The organism is Legionella rowbothamii, from assembly GCF_900639985.1.
Taxonomy (GTDB): Bacteria; Pseudomonadota; Gammaproteobacteria; order Legionellales; family Legionellaceae; genus Legionella; species Legionella rowbothamii.
The window spans coordinates 133145-149578 of the sequence record NZ_CAAAIM010000006.1 but is presented as its reverse complement, the minus strand read 5'-3'; the positions used below and the strand labels follow the sequence as shown (position 1 = coordinate 149578).

Here is a 16434-nt window from a genome sequence, read left to right as displayed (position 1 = left end):
TTGCCTTACACCAGGCATGAGCCTCTGCCTGGTGCCATCAAGGTTTCTTATGTCTCAATATAAATCCATACAAAAAATGCCCTTTCTTGGTTTTGGTCTTGGGTTAAGACCTGATTACTATGAAGAAATTTTATTGCAAAAACCGAAGGTAGATTGGTTTGAACTCGTTACCGAAAACTATCTGATTCCCGGGGGCAAGCCCTTATATTATCTTGATAGGATTCGTGAGCATTATCCTATGGTAATGCATGGGGTCTCCCTTTCCCTAGGAAGCAGTGACCCTTTAGATAATGATTATTTGCAGCAAGTAAAAAACTTGGCTACACGAGCAGAGCCCGAATGGATTTCCGATCATTTGTGCTGGACTGGGATTAATGGTCTTAATGCCCATGATTTACTACCGATCCCTTATACCCGGTATGCTGTAAAGCATGTTGTGGGCCGTATCCAACAAGTACAAGATGTTCTACAACGCCCAATTTTAATTGAAAATGTGTCCAGTTATCTAACCTATAAACAATCTGAAATGTCTGAATGGGAGTTTCTTTTAGATATAGTTAACGAATCTGGCTGTTATATCCTATTGGATGTGAATAACGTGTATGTAAGCTCGGTTAATCATGGATTTAATCCTTTAGATTATATTCATGCAATGCCTGGAGAGCGGGTTGCCCAGATTCATTTAGCAGGGCATTCCAATAATGGTGATTACATTATTGATACTCATGATGCTCCGGTGGCGGAGGCAGTATGGGCGCTTTATGCAGAAACAATCCGGCATTTGGGAAAAATATCTACCATGATTGAGCGTGATGATAATATGCCTGTTTTTGCTGAGCTATTGGCCGAAATGAATCAAGCTCGAAGTATTGCCGAAGTGGCATTATGCGGTGAGGTATTGGTATGAATGAGCTAAAGCAGTTGCAAGAGCAGTTCCATCAATTCTTACTATCGGGTGATAATCAAATTCATAGTTCAATTATGAAAACAGAGCTCGTCTCTGCTGAAACTCGCTTAGGAATTTATCGAGATGCTTATGAACTGCGTTTAATCGAAAGTCTTGTCGCAAACTTTCCTTGCTTGTATGCGTATCTCGGTACCGAGGAATTTAATCACCTTGCACGAGCCTATCTGCGAGAGCATCCTTCTTCATTTCGTTCTATTCGCTGGTTTGGTGATAATTTGGCGGCGTTTATTCACACTAATTATCCCCAATATCCTTATCTAAGCGAGTTAACTGATTTTGAATGGAATATGACTTTAGCTTTTGATGCCGCAGAGGCACCTGTAGTATCTGTTGCTGATATGGCCGCGGTTCCACCAGAGGCTTGGGCTAATTTGCAATTTGTATTACACCCTTCAGTACAGCGGCTTAATTACTTGTGGAATAGTGTTTCTCTTTGGCAAGCTTTGGCTCATGATCACGATTTGCCTGAACTACAGCAACAAGTAGAAACTTCTGCTTGGATTTTATGGCGCACTCCTGAATTAATGATTCAATTTTGTAGTTTATCACTAGATGAAGCCTGGGCTTTAGAGCGGTTGGCTCAAGGTGCTTCCTTCGGTTTAGTTTGTGAGGGCCTCTGTCAACGGATAGACGAGGAAGAGGTAGGGATGCGGGCAGCCTCTTATCTTAAAAACTGGATTCAGCGAGGACTTTTGTCTGCGTTATTAATTAAACCTTGAGGCGTAATAACTCGCAGACGTAGTTTAAATAGATTCCCCATTGAATGGTTTGCTCTCTCGTAGTATAATAAGTATACACAGTGGAGTATATACTATATTCCCGGAGGGGCTATGACTGGCGGCACAAAGAACACATCAGATTTAATTCTAAACTCTTCTCAGGGCACTCACAAACCACGTACCGTTGTTGAGTCAGAAGGTGCCGATAATTCGCCTAAGACCACTGAATTTATTCAAAAAAAGGTCGTAAGACGCATTGATAACCCAGGGCGTGGTAATTGCGCTTTTTATGCTTTTTCTATTGGCCTGATTGATATTATCAAAAAAGAAAGAGCTGCTAATGGCAATGTACGTAGTCCCATGTTTGAGCGTTGGATTGCTTTAGATCCGTCTTTTGCGAATGATTATGAGGCTATTTGTGCGTTTGATCTCAATAATCCTAATAAACAGACAGCATTATTAGATCGCATGCAAATGGGACTTAGGAAAATTACTTATCAATATAAGTTGAGTGAATTGCGAAAGACCTGTGCGCGCTCCCGACTTGCAGATGGGTATGCAGGTCTTGTTGGTACGAGTAGTTTTGTTAACTTTTCTTATTTATTTTATGGTTTAAAAAGAGATAATGATCCTAGGTATAATGAGTTTGCTGATGAAAAAATTAAAGCTGCTTTAGTCGGCGGACGTAATTTCCATTTGCTAGATGAATTCCCTGAAGACCCTAAAAAATTAAAAAACAGTTATATATTTTGCAAGGATGAGTTGTCTTATATTAACGTGAATGGAGAGGTTAAAAAGGTAAAAATTAATAATTTAGCCTTATTCAAAAAAGAATTGGTCAAAATAAATGGAGATAGCTCCAGCTCACTGAAATTGACTGCTGAGCAAATTAAAAAATTAATTACATCAAATGGAGGTCATACTCCTACCGCCGCATTAAAACGAATGAGTATTGATGCGGCTTTCACCAGTAAAGGTATAAATGCACTTGAACTAAAAAAGAGAGTAAGTCAAAGCACGCTCCCGGGCTTACTAGAGCGTGTTCTAAATATTACTGAAGCTGGACAGCAAGAGGTATGGCAGACAATATTCGATGAAGCTACTTGGGAAGTAAAAAAACCTGTTTTGCTGCAACTCTTGGCAACACATCTGCCTGAGCTTACTGAACTAGAGCGTGATGAGCTGCGGAGGGAAATATCTAATGGGCTTTATGAGGCTGTTTCTGATGAAAGAAAAAAGCATGTATTAGAGATACTTCAGGAAGATAATACTTTATTTATTGATGGCTTTGAAAACTATATTTTAGCGCCATTATTTTTGCGCTTACTTTATGGTGATGATGTTGATTTGGATGCGACTACTGAGGAAACACCGATAGCACCTAATTCAGCCATTCCTAGTGCTATTGAACGCATTACCCAAAACTATTTTTGGGGTACTCATTTGGATTTGGATTATTTAGCCTATCCTTTTGAGGTTAATTTACATACTTTAGAAAATAAGATACAAAAATATCCTTTTAATGACGAGCCTGATCGCCCAATTCTTACTGTGAATAATGAAGGTAATGGTCATTGGACCACGCTTGTTGAAGAAATCCAGAAGGTTATTGTACGTCCAACCAATATTAGAAAAATAGTAAAAGAAACGGAAACAATAAAAAAAGCTGAGAGCAAAGTAGAGCCAGAGATAAAGGTTCAACCTGAGAATAAAGTAGAGGCTGAGTCAAAAGCTCCTTTGCCACGTAAACCAGTAGCTCGTAAAAAACTATTTAAAGAAATCAATGATGTTGAGGAATTGCAGCGTGTAATTGGTGATGCAGTGATCAGATATTGCGCGCATAGCGATGGTATTATCTTTTCTTTTTTTCACCGTCATGGCAAATCAGGGAGAGATCGCGCTCAAGCTTTTCTAGCCGAAATCAATGTAGAGAAAGACTTTAATGAGGTTAAGAACCTCTTGATTGATTATCTTGAGAATGATAAGAAAGGTAACACTCATCCACATTCATTCCGTACTATGCTGCTACATGAGTTAACAAACCCAAGTTTGAACACTAGTCTGCAGGAAACTTCAAAAAATTATGATTGGCAATTAGTACAGCTCAAAAAGCAAATAGATATAGAAGAAAATACAGCGACAACAATCCTAAGTTCATTATAAAAATATAACCTGGTCGCGGCAATGAATAGCACATCCTTCAAATACCGCGGTCAAGCCGCGGTATGGGGTCTTCTATAAGCGATACAAGACTTTATAAACCACAAAAGACTTTACTTAAGCACGTTCGTCAGCAATTGGCCTATGAGTGAACCTTTCTCTTACTAACAAATGCAAATAAAGCAGGGAGTAAAGAAACAAAAATGATCCCGTAAATTACCAGGACAAAATTAGCCTTAACAACTGGGATGGAGCCTAAAAAATACCCCAAACTGAGTAAGCCCCCGATCCAAAGTAGAGCACTGACTATATTATAAAGAGAGAAATGCACTATTTTCATAGTGCCTACCCCGGCAACAAAGGGGGCAAATGTCCGTATGATGGGAAGAAAGCGGGCAAAAATAATGGTTTTGCCACCATGTTTTTCATAAAAAATATGGGCTTCCTGCAAATGCTTTTTATTTAACAACCAGGATTCATTGGCTGAAAAAATACGTGGTCCTAAGGCTCTACCAATAAGAAAATTAAGTTGGTTACCTAAGACAGAAGCAATAAACAGTAGCGTAAATAGAAGGACTACATTAAATGAATTATCCGACTGAGCCGCAATACTTCCTGCTGCAAATAACAATGAGTCACCTGGTAAAAATGGCGTGACGATGAGTCCTGTTTCACAGAAGATCACAGCAAATAAAGCAAGATAAGTCCAAAATCCATAAGTGGATACAAAGGTATTCAAATAAATATCAATGTGCAGGATGTAATCAATCAGTTGATGTAAGAAGCTCATTTTATCCCTACGTTTAGGTTCGGATTGGTTATTGTTTATCAAAAATGCCGGGATCCAATTCTAGTGCAGTTTGGTGTTACATTCAGAAATAGATTCCCGCCTATGCATGAGTAAGAAAGCCTTAGCTAAATGTAAGCAGAGTCCCGTTTTACTCATCGCGGTCATTTTCCCATATTTTATGCTCCCTTGTCGATGCTGTACCATGACGTAATGCAATGTCATATAATTAAAAATAAATTTTAATTTGCGTCATTCGCGTGAGCGAGAATCGATGCATCAATCTAGAGATTTCATTCGGAGCAACCTCTATGAAGACTTTGTTTCATTTGGCATTCCCAATTCACGATTTGGCTTTAGCAAAGAATTTTTACCAAGACAAATTAGGGTTTATTTTAGGGCGTGAATCGGAGCAGGCATTGATTTTTAATTTTGGGGCTCATCAAATTGTTGCGCATAAAATTGAAGAGCCCGTACCTGTACAGGAGAGCATTTATCCTAGACATTTTGGTTTGATTTTTCTCGAGAAGAACGAGTTTCTTGCATTTATTGACAGGCTATATAAGCAAGGCGTTCATTTTGAAATTCCCGTAAAAACCCGCTTCATAGGTACTCGTATTGAGCATCAATCTTTTTTCTTAAAAGATCCCAGCAATAATTTACTGGAATTTAAATACTATTCTTATGATTCAGCGATTTTTGGTGAGCGAGATTATAAAAAAATTGGGGATACGCTTCCCTAAAACGTGTTGTACGTTGTTAGGTGTTTAAGTTGAATATAAATTTTTATAATTCTACAATAACGTCCTTTATAGAATTAAGGTAAATCAAGGACGAGTGGTGCTACATTTTCTATTTCCAACTTGCTTGTTCCTAAGCGCAGTTTTACTGTTCAGTATTCAGCCTATGGCCGCGAAGGCCTTATTACCCATTTACGGAGGTACTCCCGCCGTTTGGACTGTCTGTATGCTCTTCTTTCAGGCAATATTGTTAGTTGCGTATGGATATGCAGCCTTATTGAGTGCTTTTAAAAATACTAAGACTTGGCGGATAATTCATAGTATTGTGCTTATATTTAGTCTTAGCGCTATTCCTCTTTTCTTGCAGCCAGTGGTTATGCCTGGAGCACCCGAGAGGAGTATTTTATCTAATTTATTAACTCAATTAGGTTTGCCTTTACTGGTCCTTGGCGCCTCGGCCCCTTTATTGCAATTTGGCTACAGTCAGACTAAGGCGAAAGGTGCTGCTGATCCTTATTTTTTATATAGTTCCTCTAATTTGGGGAGCTTATCTTCTTTAGCACTTTATCCATGGGTAATCGAACGTTTCATCGGATTAAAGGAGCAATTTCATTGGTGGGGAATTGGCTATCTAATCTATATAGGGCTTTTGTTAGTGGTGTTTTGCACTAACCGATTTAATCCTTTGGTATCAGATAAGGGGGATAGCGCTCCATGGCCTTGGCGACAGATGGGCTATTGGGTATTTTTAAGCTTTGTCCCATGCAGCTTAATGTTAGGCGTTACTTTATATATCACCACGGATGTTGCTGCGACTCCCTTATTTTGGGTGTTGCCCCTGGCATTGTATTTATTGACCTTTATTATTGCCTTCTCATCCAAACCACTCATTTCTTTTAGCTGGCTTGCGCAAAATGTTGTTTTATTTTTAGTGTTTACTGTGCTTTGTTTTGTCTTGAATGTGAGCCAAATCCGGGCATGGCAGAATATTTTATTTAATTTAGCTACCTTTTTTATTTTGGCAGTGCTTTGCCATCGGCAATTATTTTTAAAAAGACCTAAGCCGCAATTACTGACTTTATTTTATTTTTGCTTGGCTCTTGGAGGTGTTTTAGCTGGAATATTTAATGGTATTCTGGCGCCACACTGGTTTAATCAAGTTTATGAATATCCTTTAGCGCTATTACTTTGTTTAATTGCTTTACCTATAAGTTGGTCTGTTGAAGCGAATGGAGAGGTAAAATCTATTTATCAAAAGCAATCAACATTGCTGGCAATTGGTATTCCTACGGGTGTCTTGACCATTTTACTGTGCCATTATTTCATTCCTGCTATTCAATGGCCTGGTGGACTATCGAACTTTCAAATAGGCGCGATTCTGGCGCTCGCGCTCATCGCTGTTTGGGGGCGCGGTAAAACGAGTTTAGTTTGTTCTTTATTTATTTTGTTTAGCTTTATTTTTTCTCCTTATTTGCAAGTAGATAAGATTTTAGTGCAAGAACGAAATTTTTATGGAGTGAAAAAGGTTGTTGATAAAGGCTCCGATAAAAATGCCGTGCATGCGTTGATTAGTCAATCCACCGTACATGGATTGCAAGCAATGGGTGATGTAATACCTTTTGGGTTTAGCTCGTATTATGGCGCGATCCAATCAGTTGTGACGGTTCTTCAACAAGAATGGCAATCCCTACCAGTCACGATTATTGGTTTGGGTATTGGTACTATGGCTTGCCAATTTCGTCATAGTGATGAAGTTAAGATTATTGAAATCGATGAGCAAGTGATTCAAATTGCTCAAGATCCGCAATATTTTACTTATTTACGCGATTGTCCTCCAAAAATTGAACTCATAAAAAATGATGGTCGTTTGGCTGTGGAGCAATTAATGGATGCCTCCCAAAAGCTTTTAATAGTTGATGCCTTTAGTTCGGATGCGATTCCCATCCATTTAATTACTTTGGAAGCTTTTTCTTTATACCGGCAGAAAATCACAGAAGACGGGACCATTCTGATTAATTTGAGCAATCGGCATTTGGATTTATTACCGGTTGTGACCGCCTCAGGGCGTGCTTTGGAGCTTATGGTATTTAGTAAGGTTGATCAGGGCAATGCAGCATTAGGGCAATTCGCTTCTCAATGGGCTTTATTAACAATGAATCAGGATTTAGCCTCTAAATTAATGAATGGCAATGAATGGCATTTTGTGGCTAGTGGTAAACAGTTTTTATGGACTGATGATTATTCAAATATAATTCCGTTGTTGAAGTGGTAGGTCAGGATGTAATTTTTAATTTGAAATAATGTATCCTGGCTGTTCGCAACCAGGATTGCTTTGATGGTTATGGGGTGAATATCGTATTTAATTCCTCAATGCTTTCCTGCTTTTTACCTGGAAAAAACCAATCTCTTAAACGTTGCGGAGTGATATCCTTTTTTAAAATACATCGTTGAGAAGGTGGTTCATTGTTTTGAGGATTTTTGACTTGAGCATCAATTAAAATCGTTTCATTCTCCGTCAATAACGCGGTTATGGTTTCAATAAAACTGGTTTGTTGCTCTCCAAATATCCATTCGCCTATATTACTGACATAGATAGTGTCTATTTGGATCGCGTTTTCCGTTAATACACTACGGATACGTAAAAAGCTTTCATATGCACATATGCTTTGCGTGATTACAGCGATTTTATCAGTCAATGCTAAATTTCTAATGTAGTGGTAACGTTCATCCGTAAACAGCCAGCTTGTCTCTCTTTGTTGTTCCAAAGCGATTTCCTCATGAACAGCAAAGTGATCAGGATATTCTTCGCTAACGTTTAAACTGAATTTGATGCTTTTAGGTTTAACCAGTGTGAGATATGAGCTTTTGGCAAAATTTGTTCTGTAACCTTCATATTGTTTTTTCTTAACCACTTGGGTCATTTTTTCAATGAACTCATTTTTGCTGTTGCACCTTATTAGATATTTTAAGGTGTAATGCATAAATAATGCATTTTCTGGATTAATATCACAAATAATCGCTCTAGAAGACTCTCTTCGGGCCATAATATCAAAATTATGCCAGCCAGAAAAACCGATATGAATGGATTCTGGTACACGATCGAGAGAGTCCATTTGATCAAAAATATGTTTAACTCCATGTTCGTTGGTATTGATATACACGCCCGCTTGATTAGGGAAGGGAAATTGAATTTCCTTATTATCGTGTTTGCGTAAATGTCTGGAAATGGGGTCTTGTTTAATAAAATGAGGGGCTTTATGCGGAACAGGGATGTGATTCGGCATCCCTTCACGTAATAATCGGTCTATTTTTGAAGAGGACATGAAAAAAGCTATTCTTTATGTTAAATTTTGTTCATTAATTTAAACATACGATGCTTAAGGGAAAATTAATTGGTAAGGCAATAAGTAAATGTTCACGATGTATATAAATTTCGTCATTGCGAGCTATGCTCACAATGACGTCGAATAATTAGCTCTTAAATCTCCGCCAAATTCCCTTTCGTTTCTAACCAAACCTTACGATCTCCTGCACGTTTTTTATTGAGCATCATATCCATTACTGCTTCAGCATTTGCTTCGTCATCTAAAGTAAGTTGGACCAAACGACGGGTGTTTGGATCCATTGTGGTCTCACGCAATTGAATGGGATTCATCTCTCCCAATCCTTTAAAGCGTTGCACATTAATTTTAGCTCTGCTCGTTTGGGTTAAATGTGCGATTAAGCGATTCTTTTCTTCATCATCAAGGGCATAATGAATCACTTTTCCTGCGTCAATACGATAAAGAGGAGGCATCGCTACAAACACATGTCCTGCTTGGACTAAGGGTTTGAAGTGGCGTAAAAATAAAGCACAAATCAAGGTTGCAATATGCGCACCATCTGAATCCGCATCGGCAAGAATACAGACTTTTCCATAACGCAGACCACTGAGATCTATCGAGCCTGGATCAACACCAATCGCAACAGAAATATCATGAATTTCTTGTGAGGCCAACACATGAGACGAATCAACTTCCCAAGAGTTTAGAATTTTTCCGCGTAATGGAAGTATTGCTTGAAAGTCTTTATTACGTGCTTGCTTAGCTGAACCACCTGCAGAATCTCCTTCAACCAGGAAGAGTTCGGCTTGGCTGAGATCTGTTTGCAAACAATCCGCCAGTTTTCCCGGAAGAGCTGGTCCTTGGCTTACGCGTTTACGTGCTACTTGTTTGGCTTGCTTTAAACGGCGCTGCGCACGGTCGATTGCTAGAGCGGCAATTGCTTCACCTTGATTTCGATGTTGGTTTAGCCAAAGTGCAAAAGCATCTTTTACCACGTTACTGACAAAGGCGGAAATTTGTCGTGAACTTAAACGTTCTTTAGTTTGTCCTGCAAATTGCGGCTCTTTCATTTTTACAGAAAGAACATATTGGCATGCATCCCAAAGATCATCGGCGGTAAGTTTAACCCCGCGTGGTAATAAATTTCTGAGTTCGCAGAATTCATTCAGGGCATCAAATAAACCAGAGCGTAAGCCATTAACATGCGTTCCACCTTGAATGGTAGGAATTAAGTTCACATAACTTTCACTAAAACCAACGCTGGTGCCATCAGCCCAAACCAATGCCCAATCCACTGTGGCTTCATCACTTTTGAACTCACCGGTGAATGGTTCTTCAGGTAAATAAGTCCCATCGCTTAAGGATTGATTTAAATAATCAACCAGTCCATGTTCATAACACCAGTTAGATACTTCATTGCTCGCTTTGTTAACGAAAGTCATTGATAAGCCAGTACATAGTACCGCTTTTGCTCTTAAAATATGGGTAAGATGTTTGACCGAAATACGTGTGGTATCAAAATATTTCTCATTAGGCCAAAAACGAATGGTTGTTCCTGTGTCGCGCTTTTTAGCCACGCCAGACTCATTTAACTCACAGAGTTTATCCCCATTCGAGAAGGACATTTGATAAACAATACCATTACGTTTAATCGTAACATCAAGGCGCTCCGATAAGGCATTCACTACAGAAACGCCTACACCATGCAATCCACCAGAGAAGCTGTAGTTTTTATCAGAAAATTTACCACCCGCGTGTAGACGTGTCATGATCACTTCAACCCCACTTAATCCTATTTGGGGATGGATATCGACCGGCATACCGCGACCATTATCTTCTACTTCAACAGACCCATCTTCATGAAGGGTGACGGTGATGTGGCTAGCAAAGCCTGCTAATACTTCATCCACGCTGTTATCAATGACTTCTTGAGCCAAGTGATTTGGGCGTGTGGTATCGGTATACATCCCGGGGCGACGTTGAACCGGTTCAAGTCCACTTAGGACCTCAATGGCCTGGGCGGTGTAATTTTCTGACATGGCACTCACTCAAATATATGTACTAGGGTTCATTTTATCATAGATATGGTAGAGTAGAGGAATATTCATAAGTAATAAAAGATATGGAACATCGGGTAGAAGCGCATTTATTATCAGTAGCATTCAAAGAACCGCATAAAACGGTCTCCGCATTGGATAAGTTAAGCTTTGTACTCCATCCTGGAGAAACGCTAGTATTGTTAGGTGAATCAGGTTGTGGGAAATCATTAACCTCCTTAGCTTTGATGCGTTTATTACCGCATACGGGTGTTTATGGTCTTGATAGCCAAATTAATGTCGATGGAGCAGATATTCTCAATTTGCCAGAGCAGATGATGCGACACTTAAGGGGCAAGAGGTTGGCGATGATTTTTCAAGAACCGATGACCGCCTTAAATCCAGTGATGACGATTGGAGAACAATTAGCTGAGGTATTAAAAAGAAAACAAGCCTATTCGAAACAAGGATTAGAGCAGGCTATGCTGGCATTGCTTAATGAAGTAGAAATGCCACAACCACAAATCAAAATGCATCAATACCCGCATCAGTTGTCGGGTGGGCAAAAGCAGAGGGTTGTCATCGCCATGGCCTTAGCTTGTAGTCCCGAAATTTTAATAGCGGATGAACCAACTACTGCTTTGGATGTAACGATTCAGGCGCAGATACTCGCTCTATTGAAAAAATTACAACGAACTCATCAAATGAGTATGTTACTTATTACCCACGATTTAGGTGTAGTAAAAGCCATGGCTGACCGTGTTTGTGTGATGTATGCGGGGCAGGTAGTAGAGCAATCAACCGCCCATGATTTTTTTTCACACGTAAAACATCCTTATGTACAGCAATTGCTGGCTTCATTACCTTCATTTGCCAAAAGAGAAGAACGCTTATCGGTAATTCAAGGTTTTGTTCCGGCTTTGGATGCATTGCCCTCGGGCTGCCGTTTTCATCCACGTTGTCTTTATGCTTTTTCACGTTGTCATCAAGAAGAACCTCAATTGCAAGAACAAGAGCAACGGATAGTACGCTGCCATTTATATCCAGAACTTAATGAGCTCCCCCCTTTAGATACGAAGAAAATCGCATGGAATGCGGCAACTAACGAAACAGAAACCATTTTGCAAGTTACTAACCTATCCGTTGATTTTATTCAGAAAAAAGGATTGTTTAGCCGAGCTAAAATATTATTTCCTGCCGTAGATAAGCTTTCTTTTCGTTTACAACAAGGAAAAACTCTAGCTTTAGTTGGGGAATCAGGTTGTGGCAAGACAACTACGAGTCGCGCTTTGTTGCGTTTATTAGCTATTTCTGGGGGGGCGGTGCAATATCGCGGCCAGGATATTTTATCATTGCGGGGCAAGGCATTAAGAGAGTACCGTAAAAAGGTCCAAATTATTTTCCAAGATCCGTTTTCCTCAATGAACCCGAGGATGACCGTAGGTGAAATCATTGCTGAAGGTATGCGTGCTCAGGGGATGAAACGTTCTTTAATTCATAAGCGTCAAAAAGAGCTCTTGTGCCAGGTTAATTTACCAGCCGGTAGTTTGCACCGTTACCCGCATCAGTTTTCAGGTGGGCAACGGCAGCGAATTGGTATTGCTCGGGCTTTAGCTACTGAGCCAGATATTCTGATTTGTGATGAACCAACAAGCGCTTTGGATATTTCCGTTCAAGCCCAGATTCTTAACTTATTGAAAGAATTGCAGCAAGAGACCGGTATTTCCTATTTATTTATTACCCATAATATGGGCGTTGTTTCCTACATTGCTGATGATGTTTTAGTGATGAAGGAGGGGCGGGCGATTGAGTTCGGCTCTTGTGAAAAAATCTTCCATCAGCCAGAACACGAATATACCCAACAATTGCTCAATGCAGTGCTAGATATCATCTAACAAGGAATAAGAAATTTAAATTCATCGACTTAATAAATCATTAATAAAGATGATATATGATAGCCCTGCATTTCAAAGAAGCATCATCGCCTCTAAACACAAATTTAATATAGGAGTATTTAATGCGTAAATTATTTACCTCATGCATGTTTTTCCTGTTTGTACTCGTTTTTGCAACAGGCGCTAGCAGCTATGGTGTTCATGAAGATCATCCTTATGATTTAGCACTAACCAAAGATATTTATAAGTTTTCAGAAGTGTATCAAATTAAATCTCCACTTAAAGAAACTTATCCAGGTTCAATAAAAAAGAGCGCATTTCGTATTCGCACCAACTATGACCTATCAAAGAACGAAGGTTGGCAGGCTACCGGAATTACTCGCGTAATTTCTATGGGTTCTATCTATCCTTGGGCAACTGATATTGATATTTATGATACTCGCGGGGTAAAAATTGGTCTGATTGATGGTGATATGGCTACGCTTGAATCAGCTAAATTTAATCTTTATGAATATGATGAGTCAGGCAATCCAAAGTACATAGGTAGTGCTTATGCAAATGCAAATTTTGATAGATTTGTTATTCTCGAATCGAATACTAATCCTCATCCAATCGCCGAGTTAAACCGCAATAAGAGCGCAAACAATTGGAGTATTTCCGTACATTATCCTGAAAAAATTGATGACCGAATTGTGCGTATTTTTGCCGGTTTTGTTATCGATTTCGAAGATAAATTCTTAGCAACTCCGGAAGAGTTAGCCAAAATGAATGCGGGTAAATAATTCAGAGCACATCAGGATGGCCATGCTGTCCTGATGATTTTTAAATTTACATCTTGCAAAAATTATAAATATCACAGAATATCCCTCCTAGATAAAATGGATTTAAATAGGTTGTAATTATGGATAGTGCTACAAACACTTTTCTAAAAAATTATTTAGCACATTATACTGATGTTCCCAAAGGCACAGGAAAAGTGATTCCCCTAGTAGTTATTGAATCAATAGCGATGTGTGTTTCACATTTAATTTCAATTTATTTGGTTCATTCCTTACACTTTACAACCTTTCAAGTCGGAAAATTAATGTCCGCCTTCTCATTAGGGACCTGCATCGGCTCATTAATAAGCGGTTATTTAACTACTAGAATTTCTGTGGTTAAGGTATCTGCATTTGGGATATTTCTTTACGCCTTAGGTTTCTTTTTACTTTCATCCATAACTTCATATTCTTATCTGCTGGCCATCTTATTTTTATGCGGTATTGGCGGGGTCTTTATGATGATCGCGAATCTAACGGCACTGATTAAATTGGCTGACAGTGATGCAATGAAAAATCGAATTATTGTTGTTCAATCCGTAGTATTTAATTTATCGTTTTCCATCAGCAGCTTTTTTATGAGTTATTTTCAAGCTGAGCGATTGACGAATTTATTTATGCTGTTTGGGTTTCTCTTATTATTTTCAGCCATTTTTTTACTGACCAGGGATGATGGTTTTGTGCTGGAGAAAAAAAAGGTTGTCTATTCAGTTAAAAAAAATATATCAGCTCTAGGCATGATTATACCCGTGGTGTTTGTTTACGGCATTATTTACTCATTAATTAGAATCTATTTTCCCTTAGAGGCCGTTTCACGCTTTAACAGCCCATTTTATTCATGGCTTATTTTATCGTTAAATCCCATGATGCTTATATTTGTCCAGCCATTATTGATCGGCAAATTGCACGCTAAGGGAAATTTAGTTCTGCTAAGTACCGGGGCTTTCTTTTTAGGTGCAGGATATTTTCTATTTGGAATTACCAGCTACCTGGTATTGAGTCTAATTTTTATATTCTTCGCCTCCATTGGCGAAATGCTCTTCTCGCCAATCTCAAAAAAAATAGCTGCAACATCATTTGGCCCAGGGAATGAGGGTTTAGGTCTTGCCACGTGGAAAATGACTTATTATTTGAGCGGTGTAATCGGTGCCATTTTTGTAGGATTTGTTGGTGAAAATTATTCGAATATAAACATTTGGACTCTTTGCATTCCCTTATCGCTTTTCATTGTTTTCTTTGTATTTTGCTATGGTAAGTATGTGAGCCGGATGACGAAGCTTGCTGCACCAATGTAGCAAGCCGAGCACAACGAAGCCCAACAATATTGTTTAATTTAACACCTATATTGGGCTTCATCGTGGTGGAAAGTATCAGTAAGGACTAAAAAATTTTTTTGTTCTCGAGAAATTAATCTACTTTTCTCTAGCACAATGGGCTGGAGCCTTCTCATATTCCATTTTTATTACCGGAAATTATACATAAATATTAAAAATCACTAACTGTAATTATTTTTAATCAGAGTTATTATTCTTAACTCATTGTATCTTAAAGTGGTTCATTGAATGCAAATGAGGGGCAGGAAAAATTGGTTCTAAATACATTTACTCATAAGATTGAGGAGACTTTCTTAATACTTTAATCGCACCTTTTTTAGATTTTTCATCTAACATTCGTTGCTTAGATCGTCTGCTTCGTCTTTTCTTTTGACGTTTTATTTTTTCAAGCTGTTGTTGTGCTTTGCTTTTTTCATCACTAACTAATGAGTGTATTTTTTCACAAAGCCGCATTCTTGCGAAATATCGGTTGTCTTCTCGGCTTCTGGATTCCTGGCATTTTATTTCCAGGCCGGAGGGGGGGTGTTTTAAGTACACTGTTGATGCTGTTTTGTGTAGCTTTTGACCTCCTTTGCCGCTGCCTACAATAAATTTTTCAATGAGTTCTGCTTCACCGATATTGAGTTTATGCATTAGCTCTGCGAGCTTGTCCCATTTTTCTTTGGTAACCATGAATCATGTTTTATTTTAAAAACTTGGTTCTATGGTACTAAAATAAGTGGGCTAAATAAAATGCATTTATTTCTGGTGAAGGCATACTTCAAAATAATTCCTGCTTTGGAATACTTATGCTGATGAGATATAATAGTTTTTCCTCTATTAAATTAGGGGGATAACAGTTAAAGCGATGAGTATTTTATGGACAAAATAAGTTATTCTTTTTGGATAAAGATAATAGTCAGTTTTTTTCTTTGTATGGGCGTGCAAACCGCCAATAGTACCAGGGTTTACAGCAAAGATTGGGCGGTTGTAAACATTATTGGCCCTGTATCAGAAAACTCATCCTTTAAATATTACGTGGAACCACAACTGCGCTTGATTGATAACGCATCGGTTTTTAATCAGTTTCTTTTTTTAGGCGGATTAGGCTATCAATTTAATCCAAACCTGATGTTCTTTGTAGGGCCTGGATGGATTTTAACCAAAACACCTGCAAATAAAACACATACAGAACACCGATGGTGGCAGCAGTTAAATTGGCGAATAGCGAATGATTTTAATTTCAGCCTTAACAGTCGAACTCGTCTGGAAGAAAGACGACAAAGCAATCAATCACAAACGGCCTTTCGCTTACGTGAACGTTTGTGGTTAAGAATTCCTTTTAAATGGCGGGATTATTCTTTTTCAACCTTTAATGAGTTTTTTTTCAATCTAAATCACCCCCAATGGACCTCACCTTATTTTTTTGAACAGAATCGGGCATTTATCGGAGTTGCCAAACAGCTTTCTAAATCAACAATTATGGATTTAGGATATCTGCATCAGTCCATTCAATCACGGACTCATGAGACAAGTAATGTGATCTTGCTTAGCCTTACCATGATTAATTAATGCTGAGCTAAAATTATTCATTCCTTCATATTATCTTAAGGCCATTTGTGCTATATTTTCGCACTCAATGAACAATAAGATCTAAATATTCGTTAAGGGGATGG

13 protein-coding genes are annotated in these 16434 nt (G+C 38.6%); 9 read left to right on the top strand and 4 right to left on the bottom strand.

All coding sequences use genetic code 11. From position 1 onward, the window contains the following. Positions 1-49: 49 nt before the first annotated feature. The 3 genes from bufB to E1P08_RS11370 all read left to right on the top strand — a co-directional run bounded on the left by bufB (position 50) and on the right by E1P08_RS11370 (position 3849). On the top strand, positions 50-907 hold the full coding sequence (gene bufB / locus E1P08_RS11380) for an MNIO family bufferin maturase (RefSeq protein ID WP_133137148.1): 858 nt from the start codon (positions 50-52) through the stop codon (positions 905-907). Further along, on the top strand, positions 904-1686 hold the full coding sequence (locus E1P08_RS11375; protein WP_133137147.1) for an HvfC/BufC N-terminal domain-containing protein: 783 nt from the start codon (positions 904-906) through the stop codon (positions 1684-1686). The genes bufB and E1P08_RS11375 overlap by 4 nt, the downstream gene beginning before the upstream one ends. A 111-nt stretch (positions 1687-1797) precedes the next feature. Beyond that, positions 1798-3849 carry a hypothetical protein gene (locus E1P08_RS11370; RefSeq protein WP_133137146.1) on the top strand — a complete coding sequence of 684 codons (2052 nt, stop codon included), beginning with the start codon at positions 1798-1800 and terminating at the stop codon, positions 3847-3849. Between the two features lie 139 nt (positions 3850-3988). Here E1P08_RS11370 and E1P08_RS11365 read toward each other — a convergent pair whose 3' ends face one another. Further along, positions 3989-4636, bottom strand: coding sequence for a DedA family protein (locus E1P08_RS11365; RefSeq protein ID WP_133137145.1), 648 nt, complete (start codon positions 4634-4636; stop codon positions 3989-3991). Between the two features lie 308 nt (positions 4637-4944). Here E1P08_RS11365 and E1P08_RS11360 point away from each other — a divergent pair, with 308 nt between their 5' ends. Both E1P08_RS11360 and E1P08_RS11355 read left to right on the top strand, forming a co-directional pair. Then, complete coding sequence (locus E1P08_RS11360; protein ID WP_133137144.1) at positions 4945-5376, top strand: VOC family protein; 432 nt, start codon at positions 4945-4947, stop codon at positions 5374-5376. Between the two features lie 97 nt (positions 5377-5473). After that, entirely contained in the window at positions 5474-7645 is a 2172-nt protein-coding gene (locus tag E1P08_RS11355; RefSeq protein WP_133137143.1) for a spermidine synthase, read from the top strand. A 67-nt stretch (positions 7646-7712) separates the two neighbouring features. Here the strand turns inward: E1P08_RS11355 and E1P08_RS11350 are convergent, their stop codons facing one another. Continuing rightward, complete coding sequence (locus E1P08_RS11350; protein WP_133137142.1) at positions 7713-8696, bottom strand: LIC_10091 family protein; 984 nt, start codon at positions 8694-8696, stop codon at positions 7713-7715. Between the two features lie 155 nt (positions 8697-8851). Further along, on the bottom strand, positions 8852-10735 hold the full coding sequence (gene parE, locus E1P08_RS11345; RefSeq protein WP_133137141.1) for a DNA topoisomerase IV subunit B: 1884 nt from the start codon (positions 10733-10735) through the stop codon (positions 8852-8854). Between the two features lie 83 nt (positions 10736-10818). On the opposite strand from parE, the gene E1P08_RS11340 reads away from it, so the two are divergent. From E1P08_RS11340 to E1P08_RS11330, 3 genes are all read left to right on the top strand, one after another. Beyond that, a complete protein-coding gene (locus E1P08_RS11340) occupies positions 10819-12627 on the top strand; it encodes an ABC transporter ATP-binding protein (RefSeq protein ID WP_133137140.1) in 1809 nt (602 codons plus the stop codon). Between the two features lie 122 nt (positions 12628-12749). Continuing rightward, on the top strand, positions 12750-13409 hold the full coding sequence (locus tag E1P08_RS11335) for a hypothetical protein (protein WP_133137139.1): 660 nt from the start codon (positions 12750-12752) through the stop codon (positions 13407-13409). Positions 13410-13528: 119 nt separating this feature from the next. Further along, positions 13529-14740, top strand: a complete 1212-nt coding sequence (locus E1P08_RS11330) for an MFS transporter (RefSeq protein WP_133137138.1) — start codon at positions 13529-13531, stop codon at positions 14738-14740. A gap of 306 nt (positions 14741-15046) precedes the next feature. Here E1P08_RS11330 and E1P08_RS11325 read toward each other — a convergent pair whose 3' ends face one another. Further along, positions 15047-15451, bottom strand: coding sequence for a peptide chain release factor family protein (locus E1P08_RS11325; protein ID WP_133137137.1), 405 nt, complete (start codon positions 15449-15451; stop codon positions 15047-15049). 186 nt (positions 15452-15637) lie between these two features. Between E1P08_RS11325 and E1P08_RS11320 the strand changes: the two genes are divergently transcribed. Then, complete coding sequence (locus tag E1P08_RS11320) at positions 15638-16330, top strand: DUF2490 domain-containing protein (protein WP_133137136.1); 693 nt, start codon at positions 15638-15640, stop codon at positions 16328-16330. Positions 16331-16434 lie beyond the last annotated feature (104 nt).